4 protein-coding genes and 1 pseudogene (1 of these 5 running past the window's edge) are annotated in these 18,967 nt (G+C 65.6%); 2 read left to right on the top strand and 3 right to left on the bottom strand.

What is annotated here, in order from left to right; translation table 11 throughout:
• Positions 1 to 16: 16 nt before the first annotated feature.
• The gene (locus DL519_RS49310) at positions 17 to 4,981 is read right to left on the bottom strand and encodes a WXG100-like domain-containing protein (protein ID WP_190823632.1); all 4,965 of its coding nucleotides are present in this window, start codon (positions 4,979 to 4,981) and stop codon (positions 17 to 19) included.
• Between the two features lie 141 nt (positions 4,982 to 5,122).
• Here DL519_RS49310 and DL519_RS48120 point away from each other — a divergent pair.
• Positions 5,123 to 5,469 (top strand): annotated as a pseudogene (locus DL519_RS48120) (IS3-like element IS987 family transposase); the annotation flags it as partial.
• Between the two features lie 469 nt (positions 5,470 to 5,938).
• Positions 5,939 to 6,217, top strand: a complete 279-nt coding sequence (locus tag DL519_RS43895; protein ID WP_190823631.1) for a recombinase family protein — start codon at positions 5,939 to 5,941, stop codon at positions 6,215 to 6,217.
• 612 nt (positions 6,218 to 6,829) lie between these two features.
• On the opposite strand, the gene DL519_RS43890 is transcribed toward DL519_RS43895, so the two are convergent.
• Positions 6,830 to 7,156, bottom strand: a complete 327-nt coding sequence (locus tag DL519_RS43890) for a hypothetical protein (RefSeq protein WP_190823630.1) — start codon at positions 7,154 to 7,156, stop codon at positions 6,830 to 6,832.
• 12 nt (positions 7,157 to 7,168) lie between these two features.
• A protein-coding gene (locus DL519_RS43885; RefSeq protein WP_190824661.1) for a WXG100-like domain-containing protein crosses the window boundary here: on the bottom strand, positions 7,169 to 18,967 show its 3' portion. Its footprint extends 21,084 nt past the window's final position; only the last 11,799 of its 32,883 coding nucleotides appear in the window; its start codon lies beyond the right edge, outside the window — the gene reads right to left on this strand; the stop codon is at positions 7,169 to 7,171.

Below are 18,967 nucleotides of genomic sequence, written 5' to 3'. Positions count from 1 at the left end.
ACCTGATAAATAACGCTCAGCGCCGAATCCACAACACCCCCCGCACCATCGGGGCAGCAGCCTCCGCCTGGTTCCGAGCACGATCTGCCTGCCAATCCTCCTCTTCCGTTTTCGCCTTCTCGAGTGCGTCGCTAGTCAAACCACTCACCGCCATGCCAATGCCAGGGTCACCGGACAGGTAACCGGCCAGTTCCGCACGCACTGCCTGGGCACCGTGCCAGTCACGCGAATGCTCACCCAACCAGTGCGCCAGCACAACCCCGAACCGCCCCGACACCTTCAGCGGCCCCAAAATCCCGTCCGCATCAACCAACAACCGGGCCACAGCATCACGACCCGCAATCCCGGTCCACTCATCCAACTGCGCCGCGGCCCGCACGTATCGCTCATCCCATACCAACCGTATCGGATCATTTCGGAACTGCTCCCCCCGAACAGCAGCGGCAGCTTCCTCTACCCAACGACGGATCGTTTTGACATGCACCCCATTTAGATCCGACCACTCCGCGATCTTGGCTTCATATTCGTTCCGCAGGTCAGTGTTTGCCTCCGCCTCCGCCAAAATCTGCCGCAGAGACCCCACCGCAGCTTGCAAATCGGAGATCAGCTGAACCTTGACATCATCAAGAACTCTGCCAACCCAATTCTGAGATCTGTTGAACCGATCCCCCAAAGCAGCGGCGGTGTAACCCCCGCGAAGCGCGTCCTCATACGCCGCGTTTCGCACCACCCGGTTGACAGCATCATTGTTCGGCAAACCACTAAGCGCCTTGCCAACCGCCACGCGCCGCAGTAGCATCTGTGTTCCTTCAGAGTACTTGTTTCCAGGCTCCGGGGTCACCGTGGCGGAAAGCAAGTTGTCGGCAGCACTCGAGTCCGCACCGCCACTCAGGTCACCAGTCAGGTAACGGACCAGTTTCCACCGCAACTCCTGCACCTGCTGATCAGCCCGCGGGTTCGTCATCAACTGACGTGCCATCACATCCCGGAAGGGCCGTGACTCCTTAAGGGGCCCCAAGACGTCGTCCGCGGCAGCGTACAAACGGGCCACGGCACCTTGATCTTGTGCGTCGGCCAACTGCCGCAGCACCCGACCGGCATCCGCGAATGTCCGCTTTACCGAACTAACCTGATAAATAACGCTCAGCCCCGAATCAACAACACGCCCCCGCACCATCGGGGCAGCAGCCTCCGCCTGATTCCCAGCACGATCTGCCTGCCAACGCTCCTCTTCCGCTCTCACCTCCTCGAACGCGCCGCTAGTCAAACCACTCACCGCCATGCCAATGCCAGGGTCACCGGCCAGGTAATCGGCCAGTTCCACACGCACCGCCTGAGCACCGCGCCAGTCACGCCGATGCTCACCCAACCAGTGCGCCAGCACAACCCCGAACCGCCCCGACACCTTCAGCGGCCCCAAAATCCCGTCCGCATCAACCAACAACCGGGCCACAGCATCAGGACCCGCAATCCCGTCCCACTCATGCACCTGCGCCGCGGCCCGCTCGTATCGCTCATCCCAGACCAACTCATAGAATTCTCGAAGGAACTCTTTGGTGCTCTCCGCATCCCCCGGATGACTCAGCATGTGGTGCGCCACCACATTCCGGAGACCGTCACCGCCTACAAGAGCTCCCATGCGCTCCTGCACTTCAGCCATCACACCGTTTATCGGCAGCGTCTCCTCCGGCAGCCCCTGCCGGCGCATCCTCTCCAGCCCAGCGTTCGCTTTAGCGATCAACGCACTCAACTCGGCCGCCGCAGAAGACTCCCCTGAGCGCCCCGCCTGATCCTCCGGCCCCGCCCCGGCCCGGATGGCCAGCCCGCTGCCCCGCGTCCCCAGCCTGTCCGCCAACGCCTGGGAAAACTCCACAACCTGGTCCTGGTGATAACCGGCGAGCTCGTGATGCTTGGCCGCGACCAGCGCCACCACATCCTCCCGCGACACGACAGCATCCCCACGAGCCAACTTCGCGATGTCATGCGTGCCCCACACAATCCGCCCCGCCGCCACCTCATCATCCCTGGACCAGCCCACCTCCTTCGCCCGATCGATCTCCCCACGCACATCCGCCACCGACGACTCCACCGACGACTCCACCGACGGCTCCAACGACGACTCCACCGACGACACACTGCCGCCCAAGTCGCCCGAAGACGGCCAAGACTCCGACACGTCCGAATCCGACGATGCCTCCGACGAGTCGCCAGCCAAGGACTCCTCATCGGACCGTGCGCTCCGATCACCAAACTCCCGCAATCCACTGGAGCGGTGCGACGCTGCAGACTGCTCCCGGGCCTTGCGAGCAGTTTCCGTCGTGGCCGTAGACGCCGGATCGGCCGGAGTGGTCTCCGGTTCGGGACTACTCTCACGGGCCGTTCCCCGCTCGGTTTCCCCGCTTCGTTCGGCGGTTTCCCCGCCGGTGGTCTCCGCCCGATCGTCCGCCGGCCGCGACGCGCGGAACTCCTCGTCCGGGTTCTGGTGGGTCCGCCCGGATGCGTCGGTGACCGGCTCGCCAGATCCCCACCCGCCTGCGCTGGCCACCGATGCCGTCTGGACAGCCGGTGTCTCCTCCGGGACCACTGCCTGCTGACCGGAGTCCGGAACAGCAGTCGAGGCGTCCGCCAGGCCGGCCACGCCCCCACGCCCGCCAGCCGGCACCGGGGCACCGGGCCCGGCCACCGGCCTTGCCGATCCATCCGCGGCGAACACCGTCCACTGCAGCCCAACCCCGCCCTGCCCCGGCGTCAACGCGACAACATTCCGCTCCAAGCCCCGCGCCAGGGCCGAACCCTGACCAGGCGACACCACCACACCCGCACCCGAACCACCCTGCGCGACCAGCACCACAGGCCCACCCGTGGAATCCGCAACACCGCCCCGCACGAACTCCGCCAACCCGCCACGAGACACCACATCCGCGGGCACCGGCACCCGCACCGTGTCCGCCGGCAAGCCCGCAGGCAGTCCCGCCGGATCCTGATGCAGATACGGCGCCGCCTGCGACCCCTCCACCGGCAACATCGCCGAATCCGACGACACCGCAGCAACATCCGTGCGATGCGAATCCCCATGCCCCGCGACCGAGTCCACACCGGGATCCCCATCGCGGCCGGTCATCCCACTCGGCGACGTCGGCTGCCCCGCAAGCACACCACTGTCGGAGTCCACGACAGACCCGGACCTGCCAGTCTCCGGCAACGCGGTATCCGCAGGCGCACCAGAAGCATGTGGGGTCACCGCCGGTGAGTCCGGGGTCTGCGAGGTAAACACCTCCAGCGGCCGGTTCCCGGGCACATCCACACCATGCCCTCCGGGCACCGGATCGCCACCGGCAACCGGACGGTACGCCGGCGGCGGCGTCCCCGGCCGGTCCTGCCCGGAACCCACTACCCCATCGGAATACGCTGGCGGCGGTGTCCCCGGCTGGTCCGGCCCGGAACCCACCACCTCATCGGAATACGCTGGCGGCGGTGTCCCCGGCCGGTCCTGCCCGGAACCCACCACCCCGTCGGAATGTGCCGGCAGCGGTGCGCCTGGCCGGTGCTGCCCGGAACCGGGCACCTCCGGAACACCACGAGCCGGCTTCCCGCCCGGCACGCTGCCATCGGCACCCTCCTTACCGCCCTTAACGTCCTTACTGTCCTTGCCGTCTACGACAGCGGACACCACGGGGTCTTTGCCGGAGGGCACCGACACCGCAGCCGAATCCACCGGCCCGACCGGGAGAACAGAGTCCACATCAGACGGCTTCGAGGAATCGGAGGAATCGAACGTGTTGTCCTTGCCCGGGGAGCCAGGGATATCCCCTGTCTGCGACCCGGACCCTATCCCCAGTAGCGGGGTCTTCTCCTCGTCAAACCCGCCACCATCGGTGGTGGTGCCCTCACGCCGGCCGGTGCCCTCGAGGTACGGGCTCGGGCCTTCCGGGTGCAGCTTGCCCCGCCACACCAACCCCGCCAAATTGCCCACACCACTGAACACCGACTCGAACACACCCGCCGTCACCGAGAACGGGTTCCAGGTCACTTCCTGGCCCGTGGCCGCCAGATACCCCACCTCCCCGAACAACTCCGACAACGCGTTCTCCAACGCCTCCCCGACCCACTCGCCGAACCGCGCCGACCACATGCCCCACACCGACATCCCCGCATAAAAATCCAAATGCTCCCCCACCACATCCGCGAAGCGCGCCATCGCCGACACCGGATACAACTCCGCATGCTCGGCCACCGCCCGCCTCACCGCCGCCTCCAGAATCGCCGCGTCCACCTCATCGCCCAGCCCCCGCACCAGCACCTTCGTCAACGCGTTGCTCACCAGACCACCCAGCGCCGACAACGGCAGCGACACCAACGCCGAAAACGCCCCCATTCCCGCCGCCTGCTCGCTGAGCTTCCCGTCCCACTTCTCACTGGACTTCTCACCCAGCATCTGCAACTGGGCCTGCAGATCCGGTACCACGTTGAACGCCACACCACCGGCCGCCGCCATCGCCAACCGCATGAACAACTGACCCCACCACCGCGACAACAAAAACCGCATCACCGCCATCCGCGCCGCCAGCCACGCCATCGACGCACCACCGGTCGCCCCCGCCATCGCCACCGCCCACGCCATCTCCAACAACAACAATTCCAAACCATAAATCGTCACCAACTTCAAATACCGCACCTGCCGCGCCAGATCCCGCACGAACACCGCCAACTCCCGCAACGCCCCCTCACCCGAGGCCAGCAACCCATCGAAAACCTCCAAACCCCCCGCGAACCGGTCCGCCGCCTTCCCCGAAAACTCCGTCCGCACCTTCCCCACCAACTCCGCCACAAAACCCCCTACCTCACCCACCCCCACCGCACCCGACTCCAACGCATCCGCCACCGCGAACAACCCACCCTCATCCGCATCCGTCATATCCTCACCCGTCAACACCTGAAAAAGCCGCCGCACCCCCTCCGGCACCATGATCGACGAAAACATCACCACCACCCCACCCTGAAACCAGCGACGAGGAAGTCCTGAGCCGCCCCGGTGTGTCGCCAGATTTGATCTGCTGAGAAGGAGGGAGTCGTGTCTCGTTCGACGAAGTACCCGCCGGAGTGACGTGAGCAGGCTGTACGGATGTTCGCCGAGGCTCGCGAGGAGCATGCCCCGGAATGGTCGGCGATATGGCCGGCGATCCAGGCAGTGGCCGATCCGCTGGGTATCGGGACAGTCGAGACGGTGCGCAGGTGGGTTCGCCACAGCGAGATCGACACCAGAGCGCGTGCGAGTCCGACCTCCGAAGAGTCGGCGGAGTTGCAACGGCTACACCGGGAGAACACGGAACTAGGGCGTGACAACGCGATACTCGACTCGGCGTCGGCTTTCTTCACGGCCGAGATCGACCGGCCACATCGCTGATCGCGGAGTTCATTGCAGAACACCAGGACCTCCGCAAGGCAGGCCTGCGGTGGGGTGTCGAATCGAACCGTGCCGCGCTCCTGAGCTTGACATGAAAGCCCGACACCCCGCCCAGCCGTCACACAAGTAAAGGCCTCCGGCCCCACCCGGGAGATTCGTCGTGAGCGAGCGTGGCAAATCCAGCCGAGAAACCTCGTCCGTGACCTCAGGAACCAACTGTGGGGCCGCCAGCAGAAACCAACGTTCCTGGCCAAGCATACCCCTCACCGCTTCTCGTCATGCGCGCATTCGGCGTCGCACACGCGACAACAGAACAACACTGCCAGCACAACACGGCATTCCGCTACGGAAGCCCGGCAAGCGTGCCCCTTTAACCCGGGCGATAGAAGAAAAGGGGCATCGGTCTCGCTCCGACACCAAGGCCCAGAGCTGACCAATGAGCCCGTGAATCGTTTCTGGTAAGACGTGCCCGCTCGTCAGCTTCCGACCGGCACGATCCTCGTGGACCCGCCCAAGATTCGGGATGGTCGTACGGTGGCTTACTACCGGGTGTCCAGCGCTGACCAGAAAGACGACCTCACCCGCCAAGTTGGTTGTGTGGTTGAGGAGTACGGCACGCGCGGGATTTCACTGGACGCGACGGTCACCGAGGTCGGTTCGGGACCGAATGGAACCCGCACGAAGTTGCGGAAGATCCTTGCCTATCCCGGCATCACTCGGATCGTAGTCGAGCACCGCGACAGGCTTGCGCGGTTCGGTGTGGAACACCTCGAAGCCGCCCTATCAGCCACCGGTCGTGAACTCGGTCCTTGACTCTCTGCAAATCCGTTGAGGTCCAGGCTCCCTGCCGTACCATGCGCTTCGCACGCTCGACGTTGAATGCGCGCTCACCGTCCGGATCGAATTCCGGCGGCATCATCTTCAAATGCCGCTCCATACGGCCCGCCAACTCGGCCACCTCCGCAATCCCCGCCAGGTTACGATCCAACCGCACGGACTCCGACACATCAAGCAACTCCGCCACTCGCGGCAACCGGCCATCCAGCCACGCCACCTGCGCCGGCCCACCCAGAATGATGCCAGCCGCCGTCGGCTGCGAACCCTCCCCCCACGACACAGGCACTGCGGAACCACCACCATCGCTGCCCCCCGCAGAGGCGCGCAGCCCGCCATGCTGAGCCCACCAGGCCAAGTCATCGCCCGCGCCCGCTATCACCTCCGACGGCAACGCCGACTCGAGATCAATCCTTCTGTCATCACCCCGGACCGTGTCCAGGAAATAGTGCGCCTGCCCGCCTCCAAAAAGTCACCAGAGGCCAGGAACGCATTCGCGCCGTTGCCCTTCACATACTCTGCCCGCGAGGCATCCTGCGAAGCCGCCGACGGTACCCTCAGCACAAGGAAATGAACGTCATCCGCCGCCGTCTACCGCATGAACTCCCGCACGGCATCGGGGCCACCGGTCAGCCGAAGCTGCGGGACAACACCCCCGGTGGCGTCCTGGAACTGCTTACTCGCCGCACCTCCCACAACCCGCCGCAACACACCAGAGTCCAGCATGCCCCTCGCGGCGCGGAGGTGATCGGCGATCTGCTCCAGCAACCGCATGGCCGCATCAGGCCCCGGGCCAGGAATCACGATCCCCGAGCCCGCCACCATCGCCTTCGCGTCCTCATTGCCGAGCAGTACCTGAACAACGATGTAGTGGACCGAAGCCTTCAGCGACTTCCCCGTAAACCCCCTGTCCATCACTCGGGGGGAACCTCAGGAGGTAGGTCGCGTCCCTTCGCGGGTCGCTTCTGCTTGCCGGGACGCCAGGTCGCGCCAGGCCTTCTCGACCTGCCGCATCGCAGGCAACAACCTGTCCTCGACGGTGTGCAGATCCTTTGTGGTCCAGGCTCCCTGCCGGACCATGCGTTTCGCACGTTCGACGTTGAATGCGTGCTCACCGTCCGGATCGAATCCCCGCGGCATCGCCTTCAGATGCTGCTCCATCCGACCCGCCAACTCGGCCAGCTCCGCAATCCCGGCCAGGTTACCGAGCCGGGCCAGCCTTTCGGACTCCGGCAATTGAAGCAACTCCGCCACTGCCGGCAACTGGCCATCCAGCCACGCCACCTGCGCCGGCCCACCCAGAATCTTCGCGATGTCGGCGGCCGTGGGCTGCGAACCCTCCCCCCGCGACACAGGCGCCGCGGAACCACCACCATCGGCGTCGCCCGCAGCGGCGCGTAGTCCGACGTGCTGAGCCCACCAATCCAAATCGGCGACCGCGGCCTCTATCACCTCCGGCAGCAACGCCGACTCGGGATCGACCCTTCTGTCATCACCCTGGACCGTGTCCAGGAAATAGTGCGCCCGCCCGCCTCCAAAAAAGTCACCAGCGGCCAGGAACGCATTCGCGCCGTCGCCCTTCACATACACTGCCCGCACCGCATCCTGCTCTGCCCGCACGGCATCCTGCGAGGCCACCGACGGTACCCTCACCACAAGGAAATGAACATCATCCTCCGCCGCCGTCCGCCGCATGAACTCCCGCACGGCATCGGGGCCACCGGTCAACCGAAGCTGCGGGACAACACCCCCGGTAGCCGCCTGGAACCGCTCACTCGCCGCACCTCCCACAACCCGCCGCAACACACCAGAGTCCAGCATGTCTTCCTCGGCGCGGACGTTGTCGGCGATCTGCTCCAGCAACCCCGTGACCGCATCAGGACCCGGGCCAGGAATCACGATGCCCGATCCCTCCACCATGGCCTTCGCATCCTCATTGCCAAGCAGTACCTGAACAACGATGTACTGGACCGAAGCCCTCAGCGACTCCCCGAGTTCATCGATGACCTCTTGCCATGCGGGCCGCGGAACCGGATCTAGGTAGTACACCTCCTTCCACTGTGACAATGCGTCGGACGGGAACTCGCGCCCCTTCGTGGCATCGGCCCACGCGAGACGGCGCTCAGCCTCCCGTATCCCGTTCTCGCTCCACACCAACCACCGCAACGGCTTTGGCGGGAGGAGCCCATCGGTGATAGCCCGCAGAACAGCCTGACGCAGCTTCCCAGCTTGCCCCGCGTCGGGCTCGGCGAAGCCCGCCAGCCACTGCCATGCATACCACTCGTCTACAGGCTCCTCGTCGGTGTCGGTCACCTCGATTGCCTGGCCCGGGCCGAGGTAGCGCACCAGCTCCGAGCCCGAGAGCCGGGCAGCGTCGGGCACCCCCGCAGGTGACGTCAGGCTGTCCTGCGCCGTCGGCGAAGGCAGATCGCCTTCGGAAACCGGTCCCAACCCTGACACCGGCAACAGGGGCGCCGGTTCGATCGCGTCGACATCCCCCACCGCGGCGGAGGTGGCCTCGTTCGCCCTCCCACCACCAGGCCAGGCCTTTCGGCGTACATGCCCTTCAGCGGAATCTGTGGAGGTGTCTCGGGTCCTCTTACTGGTCGCTTCTCGTTCCTGGGATGCCAGGCGCCATTCCTTCTCGACCTCCCGCATCGCAGGCAACCTGTCCTCGACGGTGTGCAGATCCTTTGTGGTCCAGGCTCCCTTCCGGACCATGCGTTTCGCACGCTCGACTTTGAATGCGTGCTCACCGTCCGGATCGAATCCCCGCGGCATCGCCTTCAGATACTGCTCCATTCGGCCCGCCAACTCGGCCAGCTCCGCAATCCCCGCCAGGTTACCGAGCCGGGCCAGCCTTTCGGACTCCGGCAATTGAAGCAACTCCGCCACTGCCGGCAACTGGCCATCCAGCCACGCCACCTGCACCGGCCCACCCAGAATCTTCGCGATGTCGGCGGCCGTGGGCTGCGAACCCTCCCCCCGCGACACAGGCACCGCGGAACCACCACCATCGGCGTCGCCCGCAGAGGCGCGTAGTCCGCCATGCTGAGCCCACCAATCCAAATCGGCGACCGCGTCCTCTATCCCTTCCGGCAGCAACGCCGACGCGGAATCGACCCTTCTGTCATCACCCTGGACCGTGTCCAGGAAATAGTGCGCCCGCCCGCCTCCAAAAAAGTCACCAGAGGTCAGGAATGCATTCGCGTCGTTGCCTTTCACATACTCTGCCCGCGGGGCATCCTGCGAGGCCGCCGACGGTATCCTCACCACAAGGAAATGAACATCATCCTCCTCCGCTGTCGGCTGCATGAACTTCCGCACGGCATCGGGGCCACGGGTCAACCGAAGCTGCGGGACAACACCCCCGGTAGCCGCCTGGAACCGCTCACTCGCCGCACCTCCCACAACCCGCCGCAACACACCAGAGTCCAGCATGTCTTCCTCGGCGCGGACGTTGTCGGCGATCTGCTCCAGCAACCCCGTGACCGCATCAGGACCCGGGCCAGGAATCACGATGCCCGATCCCTCCACCATGGCCTTCGCATCCTCATTGCCAAGCAGTACCTGAACAACGATGTACTGGACCGAAGCCCTCAGCGACTCCCCGAGTTCATCGATGACCTCTTGCCATGCGGGCCGCGGAACCGGATCTAGGTAGTACACCTCCTTCCACTGTGACAATGCGTCGGACGGGAACTCGCGCCCCTTCGTGGCATCGGCCCACGCGAGACGGCGCTCAGCCTCCCGTATCCCGTTCTCGCTCCACACCAACCACCGCAACGGCTTTGGCGGGAGGAGCCCATCGGTGATAGCCCGCAGAACAGCCTGACGCAGCTTCCCAGCTTGCCCCGCGTCGGGCTCGGCGAAGCCCGCCAGCCACTGCCATGCATACCACTCGTCTACAGGCTCCTCGTCGGTGTCGGTCACCTCGATTGCCTGGCCCGGGCCGAGGTAGCGCACCAGCTCCGAGCCCGAGAGCCGGGCAGCGTCGGGCACCCCCGCAGGTGACGTCAGGCTGTCCTGCGCCGTCGGCGAAGGCAGATCGCCTTCGGAAACCGGTCCCAACCCTGACACCGGCAACAGGGGCGCCGGTTCGATCGCGTCGACATCCCCCACCGCGGCGGAGGTGGCCTCGTTCGCCCTCCCACCACCAGGCCAGGCCTTTCGGCGTACATGCCCTTCAGCGGAATCTGTGGAGGTGTCTCGGGTCCTCTTACTGGTCGCTTCTCGTTCCTGGGATGCCAGGCGCCATTCCTTCTCGACCTCCCGCATCGCAGGCAACCTGTCCTCGACGGTGTGCAGATCCTTTGTGGTCCAGGCTCCCTTCCGGACCATGCGTTTCGCACGCTCGACTTTGAATGCGTGCTCACCGTCCGGATCGAATCCCCGCGGCATCGCCTTCAGATACTGCTCCATTCGGCCCGCCAACTCGGCCAGCTCCGCAATCCCCGCCAGGTTACCGAGCCGGGCCAGCCTTTCGGACTCCGGCAATTGAAGCAACTCCGCCACTGCCGGCAACTGGCCATCCAGCCACGCCACCTGCACCGGCCCACCCAGAATCTTCGCGATGTCGGCGGCCGTGGGCTGCGAACCCTCCCCCCGCGACACAGGCACCGCGGAACCACCACCATCGGCGTCGCCCGCAGAGGCGCGTAGTCCGCCATGCTGAGCCCACCAATCCAAATCGGCGACCGCGTCCTCTATCCCTTCCGGCAGCAACGCCGACGCGGAATCGACCCTTCTGTCATCACCCTGGACCGTGTCCAGGAAATAGTGCGCCCGCCCGCCTCCAAAAAAGTCACCAGAGGTCAGGAATGCATTCGCGTCGTTGCCTTTCACATACTCTGCCCGCGGGGCATCCTGCGAGGCCGCCGACGGTATCCTCACCACAAGGAAATGAACATCATCCTCCTCCGCTGTCGGCTGCATGAACTTCCGCACGGCATCGGGGCCACGGGTCAGGCGAAGCTGCGGGACAACACCCCCGGTGGCGTCCTGGAACTGCTCACTCGCCGCGCCTCCCACCACCCGCCGCAACACACCAGAGTCCAGCATCTCTTTCTCGGCGCGGAGGTGGTCGGCGATCTGCTCCAGCAACCCCGTAGCCGCCTCAGGACCCGGGTCAGGAATCACGATGCCCGAGCCCGCCACCATGGCCTTCGCGACCTTATTGCCGAGCAGTACCTGAACAACGATGTAGTTGACCGAAGCCCTCAGCGACTTCCCCAGCCCATCGATGACCTCTCGCGATGCGGGCCGCAGACGCGGATGTGGGTTGTTTACCTTAGTCCACTGTTCCGGTGCGTCGGACGGGAACGTGTCTCCCTTCGTGGCATCGGCCCACGCGAGACGGCGCTCAGCCTCCCGTATCCCGTTCTCGCTCCACACCAACCGCCTCACCGGCTGCAGCCCCTGCATGACCCCGTCGGTGATAGCCCGCAGAACAGCCTGACGCAGCTTCACAGCTTGCCCCAAGGGGGGCTCGACGAAGCCCGCCAGCCACTGCCATACCTGCCACTCGTCTACAGGCAACTCGACGCGGTCGGTCACCTCGAGTGCCCGGCCCGGGCCGAGGTAACGCACCAGCTCCGAGCCCGAGAGCCGGGCAGCCTTGCGCATGAGCTGCAGATCGACCTCGTCGGGCTGGCTACTGCGGTCCAGCCACGCCTGAGCCGTGGACTCGGAAACTCTGGTCACCGCGGCCGCTCGGGCCGGACCGAGGTGACGCACCAATTCCTCATCCGGGACTTCGGCGGAAACAGCATTTCCGGCGACGTAGTCCACCACTTCGTCCAGAGTCCAATACCACCAATCCCGCGTGGTCGACAAATTGAAAACGCTCTGCGCGGCGGCAGATGCCCTCTCCGGCAGCCCTTGCGAGAACCGCTCGCGCCTCAGGCGGCCCAGCACCCGCAATCGGTCAGCCACCGCGACCGCCCCTTCCGGCCCGCCGAACGCCGCGACAATCGTGTCCAGCACGATCCCACGCACCGCCGCACGATCGCCCGTCTGCCACTTGTTCACTTCTCCCGGAAAAACGCCGATCGCCTGGGCGACGTTCCCGGGGCCGACGAAGCGCTTGAGGTAGTCAAGCTCACGACCGTCCAGGGCGTGCGCCAACTCATGCAGCACGTTCAGCTCCCGCGGACTGGCCTGCCGGCCTCTCACACCAGCACCCTGCGGTGCCGGACCGCGGAGGCCCGGCACCTGCACCCGGATGTCGGGCCTGCTCTCGGCCATCTGGTCCAGGCCACCGAGCCTGCCCACCTCTTGTTCCAGCTCGCGGCGGTAGTCAGCCGCGCTGGAAGCGTCACGCCCTTCCTCGCCCGACTCCGTCAGCAGACGGCGGCGATCGGCCAGGCGCATCATGAGCTCGCCCAGAGCGTGCAACCGCGCCTGGTACCGCTCACCAGCCGGCACCAGTGTCTCGACCAGTGTCTTGACCGCTTCTCGCCCGCCGTATTTGCTGACCACCGACCCGGTGATCGCCCGGCGCAACGCCTCGGCATGCCACTCTTCGGGCAGGTGGGACCACATCCGCCACACCCGCGCGGTGGTTTCGTCCACCCCCAACGCCTGAGCCAGATACCGGTTCCGGCGCACCCCCGGGTTGACCATACTCATCAACTCCGCAGGCCCCTCACCCTTCAAGGCCCCGAACAATTCACCCCATTCGACCTCGCGACCACGAAGCCACAGCCCCTGATCCGCCAGCCCGTACTCCACCCTGCCACCAGCCGGGTCCACCACATGCAGGAAGAACTCCACCCGCCCACCGGTGTCCAGCAGGATGGCATCCGGCGGCAATACCCCGTCCGGATCCAGATACGGCGGCACCGCCGACAACTCCCCCGGCGGCCCCTGGGTCAGCGGGTCCCACAAGTCGTTGGGCCGCTTGGCGCTCTCCTGCCTTTCCCCTGGCGCGTACTCGCCCATCACATACCAGGCCTCGACGCCCTCCTTGACCAACTCCGGTGGCAGACCTTCCCGATCCGACGACGAACGCCTGTGGGGGCTCCATGTCCTTTTCCACCTCTTCACCACCACCGCACGGTTTAGAACGCCCCACCCGTCCAGCATCCGCAGGAACGCCACAACATTGTGACCACCAACCTCGGCGTGACCACCAACCTCGAGGTCAAAACCAGCCTCGGCCAACCTCGGCCGCGCGGCCACTTCCGTCGCTGCCTGGAAAGCGTTCAGCGCCGCGCGCCCCTCCTCAGAAACCTTCGCCAACTCCCCCGCGCCCAGCACCACGCCATCGAGCTCAGACCCTGTCCGCGCATCCACCGGATCCCTCAACGGCATCAGCTCACCAAACGGCACCCGGACGGAATCCACATCGGACGGCTGTGCTGGTCCGGCCCCGCCGGCGAGCCCGGATCGGTTTGGTCCTGGTGTGCCTGCCCACCTGATCAACGGGGCGGGGTGTGCCCCCTGCGCATAACGCGGCTCGGCCCAGCCGTTGAACGCCGCCCGCAACTCCGAACCGTGCTCGACCAAGCCCTCACCCGATTCACGGCGGTACCAATGACCGGTCCCCTTACCAGCAACGAACGTCGGCAGCATACGACCGTCGGGCATTACCACCGTTTTCGTAGCGTGAAACGAACCATCCTCGGTCAGCCACACATCACCATCAGTCCCCCAGTCCGCCGTCGTACTCAACGCCTCCGCAACCTGGTCGGCGAACGAAGCCCCACCCTCCGGCTGCCGGAACGCGCCACAACCCACAAACGCCAACGGAAAGCCCGGCACAAAGCGCTCGTTCTTCCACATCTCCTCGGCGAAGTCCTCAGGCGTGACCCTCCGGCCATCCAGCAACTCCGCACTCCCATCCGCCGTCACATGCACACCCACCACCTGCACACCCCGCAACCCCCGCGCCAACCCCCGCACCAACCCCGCCACGCGCGCAGCCTGCTCACTGTCACCAGGCGCAAAAAACAGCAACGGCTCCACCCACGGCACACCAGCCAACTCCGCCATCGGTTCGTTCACCAACCGCGGCCGACGCCGCCCACTCGCGTCCACACGGCACACCACCCACCTCGGCCCCCGACCAGGAAGATGGACCCGCGCCAACACATCCGCACTACTACGCCCCTGCATCTGGGCGATTACGTCAAGGGACACAACCACATCGCCATGCCCCAGCACCACCAGCGTCTTACCGCCCTCCGCGGCATCCGAAGCCGCGTAGGACGGCGACCGCGTCCACGCCGTGTACTCGACGCTTTCCGTCGACCCCAGGATCTGAAACCTCACCGGCGTGCGATGCACACCCCCCGGCGAGACGGAATCCAGCCGCCCGTCAAGCCGGCCAGTCGCGCCCGCCAACGACACCAAGTGACGCATGTCCGCTTCCTCGAAGCGGATACCGTAGTCGCGTTCAAGGGAATTCCTGATGGAGTCGGAAAGACTATCCAAATCGACGTGCGACGACTCGGGATCGAGTTCGTGCGCCAACCGCGCCAGGTCATGCAGCGTCTCCATCTTGGGCCGCTGGCCATAGATCTCGTATGCCAGCTGTATGACCGGCAACAGGCGCCTGCCGCCCACCAAGCCCTCGCCGATCACACTGACCAGCGCGTGGTAACCACCAAGGCCGTGCACCACGTCCATCAGCTCGAGCCAGCGACGAATCTCGTCGATCTCCACAGTCCCGGGCGACCGGGGTTCCGGCGGTCCGGCCGGAGGGCGGGACACCGGCCCCGGCAGCTCGGCGACCAGGCTCCGAAGATGGTCAACCGACCGGGCATAAAAGTCAGCACGTCCGCGGCGGTCCCCGAAACCGGCATCGATCAACGTCCGAATCCGCCGCATCCACAGCGAAGCCTCGCCAAACCTGCCAAGATCCGGATCTACCTCCCAGTACAACCCCGCCAAATCCGTCAGGGACTGCCGGGCATCATCCGGCAAACCAAGCCCGTCTCCAAGCCCGACCTCCCGCGCCAGCCCCTCCCAACCCTCGCTGCCATCCGGGTTGAACCGCACAGCAATCCTCGTCACCAACGAAGGAAGGACCGCGGCGTTCAGTCGCGCTAGCGACTCCGCCGTCTCCCTGACCACCCAATACCGGGTGCCTTCGAACGAAAACAGCACGCGATCGGCCCACTCCGCCGTCTGTTCGTCCGCGTTGGCCTCGATCGCAGTCAGCCTGTCCTTCATTCGCCACCAATACCTGTCGGCGTTCCACATCGCCTCCAAAGCCTGCACCGGGCCGCTCGCCCACATCGCCGCCAACGCCTGCGCCGGATAGGCGTCGTCCGCAAGGAGCTTCCGCACCATCACCGCCAAATCCACCAGGTCAAACAAGTCCACAGCGGAGGCCTGCCCACCGGATCGGCCTTCGAAGCCCGCCACCATGTCGGCTAGAGACCTAAACGAAATGTTCGACGACTCGGGATCAAGCTGGTTGGCCAACCACGCCAGGGCATGCAGCGTCTCCATGTCCGCCATCCCGCGATACAACTGCTTTGCCAGCCGTATGACTGGGAACAGCCGCCTTCGGCTCACCAAATCCTCGCCGATCCGATTAACGAGCGCGTGGTAGCCACCAACGTTGTGCGCCACGTCCATTCGCTCGAGCCAGTGACGAATCTCGTCGATCTCCACAGTCCCGGGCGACCGGGGCTCGTCCTGTACGGTCTGAGGGTTGAACACCGGCCCGGACACATCGGCCACCAGGCTCCGCAGATCGTCAAACCCCAGGGCGTAGAAGGCGGCACTGCCGCGGCTGTCATCGAAGCCGGCGTCGATCAACACCCGGATCCGACGCATCCACAGCGGAGCCTCGTCAAATCCGGGCAGCGCCGGGACTATCTCCCAGTACAACCCCGCCAAATTCACCAAGGACTGCCGGGCATCATCCGGCAAACCAGCTCCGTCCCCGACCCCTACCTCCGCCGCAAGCTCGCTCCAGCCGCCCTCAAAGCCCTCAGCAATCGTTGTTATGAATGGAGTCAGGACCAAGGCGTTCAGGCGCGCCTGCGACTCCGCCGGCTCCCCGACCACCAGAGACCATTCGTCCTCGAGCTCGTACAGCAATCCCGTGGCCCACTCCGCCGTCTGGTCGTCACCCTCGTTGAACGCAGTTGTCTCGAGCTCGGCCAGCCGGTTCGCCGTCCTTTCCCAACGCCTGTCAGCCTTCCAAATTGCTTCGAAAGCCCCCTTCGGATCGCCGTCGACCTGACCAAGGTCCTCTCGCACCATCCCCGCTAACTCCACCAAGCGCTGTACCTCCGAAGGAAAGGCGTACCCATCGGCTCGGCCTTCGAAATCCGCCGCCATGCGGGCAAGGGACGCCCGCGAAATGTTCGACGACACGGGATCAAGCTGGTTGGCCAACCACGCCAGACCGCGCAGCATCTCCACCCCCGGCCGCTTGCCGTACAACTCCTCTGCCAGCTCTATGACCGGGAACAGCCGCCTACCCCCCACCAAATCCGCGCCGACCGCACCGACAACCCTGCCGAGACCACCAAAATCGTCCACAAGATCCATCACCTCGAGCCAGCGACGAATCTCCTTGACCCCCACCTCCCAGAGCGACCGAACCTCCTGCTGTCCGGTCTGAGGGTTGAACACCGGGCTGAACAGCTCGGCCACCAGGCTCTGCAGATCACCCATCGTCCGCTTATAGAAGGCAGCACCCACCTTGCCGTCATCGAAACCGGCATCGATCAACACCCGAACCCTCCGCATCCACAGCAAAGCCTCGTCAAATCCGGAAAGATCCGGATCTACCTCCCAGTACAACCCCGCCAAATCCGTCAGGGACTGCCGGGCATCATCCGGCAGACCAGTCCCGTCCCCAAGCCCAATCTCCGCCGCAACCTCGCTCCAGCCACCCTCAAACCGCTCAGCAATCATCGTCACGAACGGTGTCAGGACAACAGCATTCAGGCGTGCCTCCGACTCCGCCGGCTCCCTGACCACCACAGACCGAGCGTCCTCGAACCCAGCCAGCACTCCCCGAGCCCACTCCACCATCTGCTCGTCCCGCCCGGGCGCCGTGAGCTCGGCCAGCCTGTCCCCCATTCGCCGCCACGGCAGATCGGCGTTCCACATCGCCTCCAACGCCTGCACCGGACTGACCCGCTGACCCTCATCAGCACCGGCATCGACATCGGCAGGGGCTTGAACGGAATCCAGCCGACCAAGGACCTTTCGCGCCCTCCCCGCCAACCCCACCAAGTCACGCATTTCCGAACGAGAGGCATACCTACCGGCTCGGCCTTCGAAACCCGCCATCATGCTGGTAAGCGTGACCCACGAAATATTCGACGACACGGGATCAAGCTGACCGGCCAACCACGCCAGGTCGTCGAACGTTGTCTTGTCTGGTGTCGCGCCATACAACTGCTCCGCCAGCCGTATCACCCGCAACCCGCGCCTGCCGCCCACCAGATCCGGGCCGACCCCACCGACACCACCAAGATGGAGCACCACGCTCATCCGCTCGATCCAGCGACGAACCTCGGCGTCGGACACATCCTCCGGCTGCGGAGTCTCATGCTGACCCGTCACACGGTTGAACACCGGATTCGTCAGATCAGCCACCAGCTCCCGCAGATCGCCAACCGTCCGGTCATAGAAAGCAGCACCCTGCCCACCGTCTTCGAAGCCGAGGTCGATCAACACCCGCAGCCGTTGCATCCGCGGCAAAACCACCGCGGCCGACTCGCCCCCATCGGAAACGGCATCCCACGCCAACTCCGCCAGAGACCTCAAAGCCTCCCGGAAATCATCCGCCCCAACATCCAACCCGACCTCCCCCGCCAGCCCCTCCCAACCATCCCCACCCTCCCGCGCGAACGGCCGAGCAAGCCCCGCCACCAACTCCTCACCACCGGGAAAAGACAACGGCGCCGCACGGAGTCGATCCGCCTCCTCCCAGAATTCGAACATCAGATCCTCAAGCGGATCCACTTCCCTCTCAGATTCCTCGATCAGATCGTCAAACCCCTGCCCATACGACCGTTCACCCACCGGGGCGCGCAGGTGCACCCAGTCCGGACGCAGCCCGCTCTGGTCTTCCGGCAAGCGAAGGTCATAGGGGCCCACCTCCGGTTGCCCATCGCCGTCCGGCCGAGTCGACTCCCACCTGCCGTTGGGCGGCAAAACCGGAAGCAACCGACCACCATCACCCACATACGCGCCGGCAACCATCGAAGCGAACCCACCGGTACCCGGACCGAACCACACCATGTCCCGCGTCCAGCGAACCCCAGACCCCAACGCCTCATCCAACGCCCGCGCAAACGCCTCGGACACCCCACAGGCATACAGCCACACCGACTCCACAGCAGCCGGATCCCAGTTCGACGACCGCCGAATCACCCCGGCCAACGTGCGCGCATCCACCGACCGCCCATCCACCACCACGCCACCCTCACCATCACCACGCACCACCACCACAAACCGGCCCTCCCTCAACGGCAACTCCCGCACAGCGGCACGCACATCCTCACCCACATCCGAGGACACAATCCCCGCCCGAATCACCTCCACCCCCCGCACCGACCCACCCGCCACGCCCAGCCCCTCCACACCAGCGCCCGAAACCCCAGCCGACCCAGCCCCCCGCAAATCCGCGCCAGCAGACGAAGACGCCCCCGCACCAGGCGATTCCGCACCCCCCGTCAGCTCCTCAGCCGTTCTCTCCCGCCCACGCGGGACTGCGTCGTCCTGCCCCCTCTCCTGCCGCGCGTCACTCAC

This window comes from Saccharopolyspora pogona (genome assembly GCF_014697215.1).
In the GTDB taxonomy this organism is placed as follows: Bacteria; Actinomycetota; Actinomycetes; order Mycobacteriales; family Pseudonocardiaceae; genus Saccharopolyspora; species Saccharopolyspora hattusasensis.
Note: the sequence above shows the minus strand (reverse complement) of the source record. Positions and strands in the feature narration are given on the sequence as shown.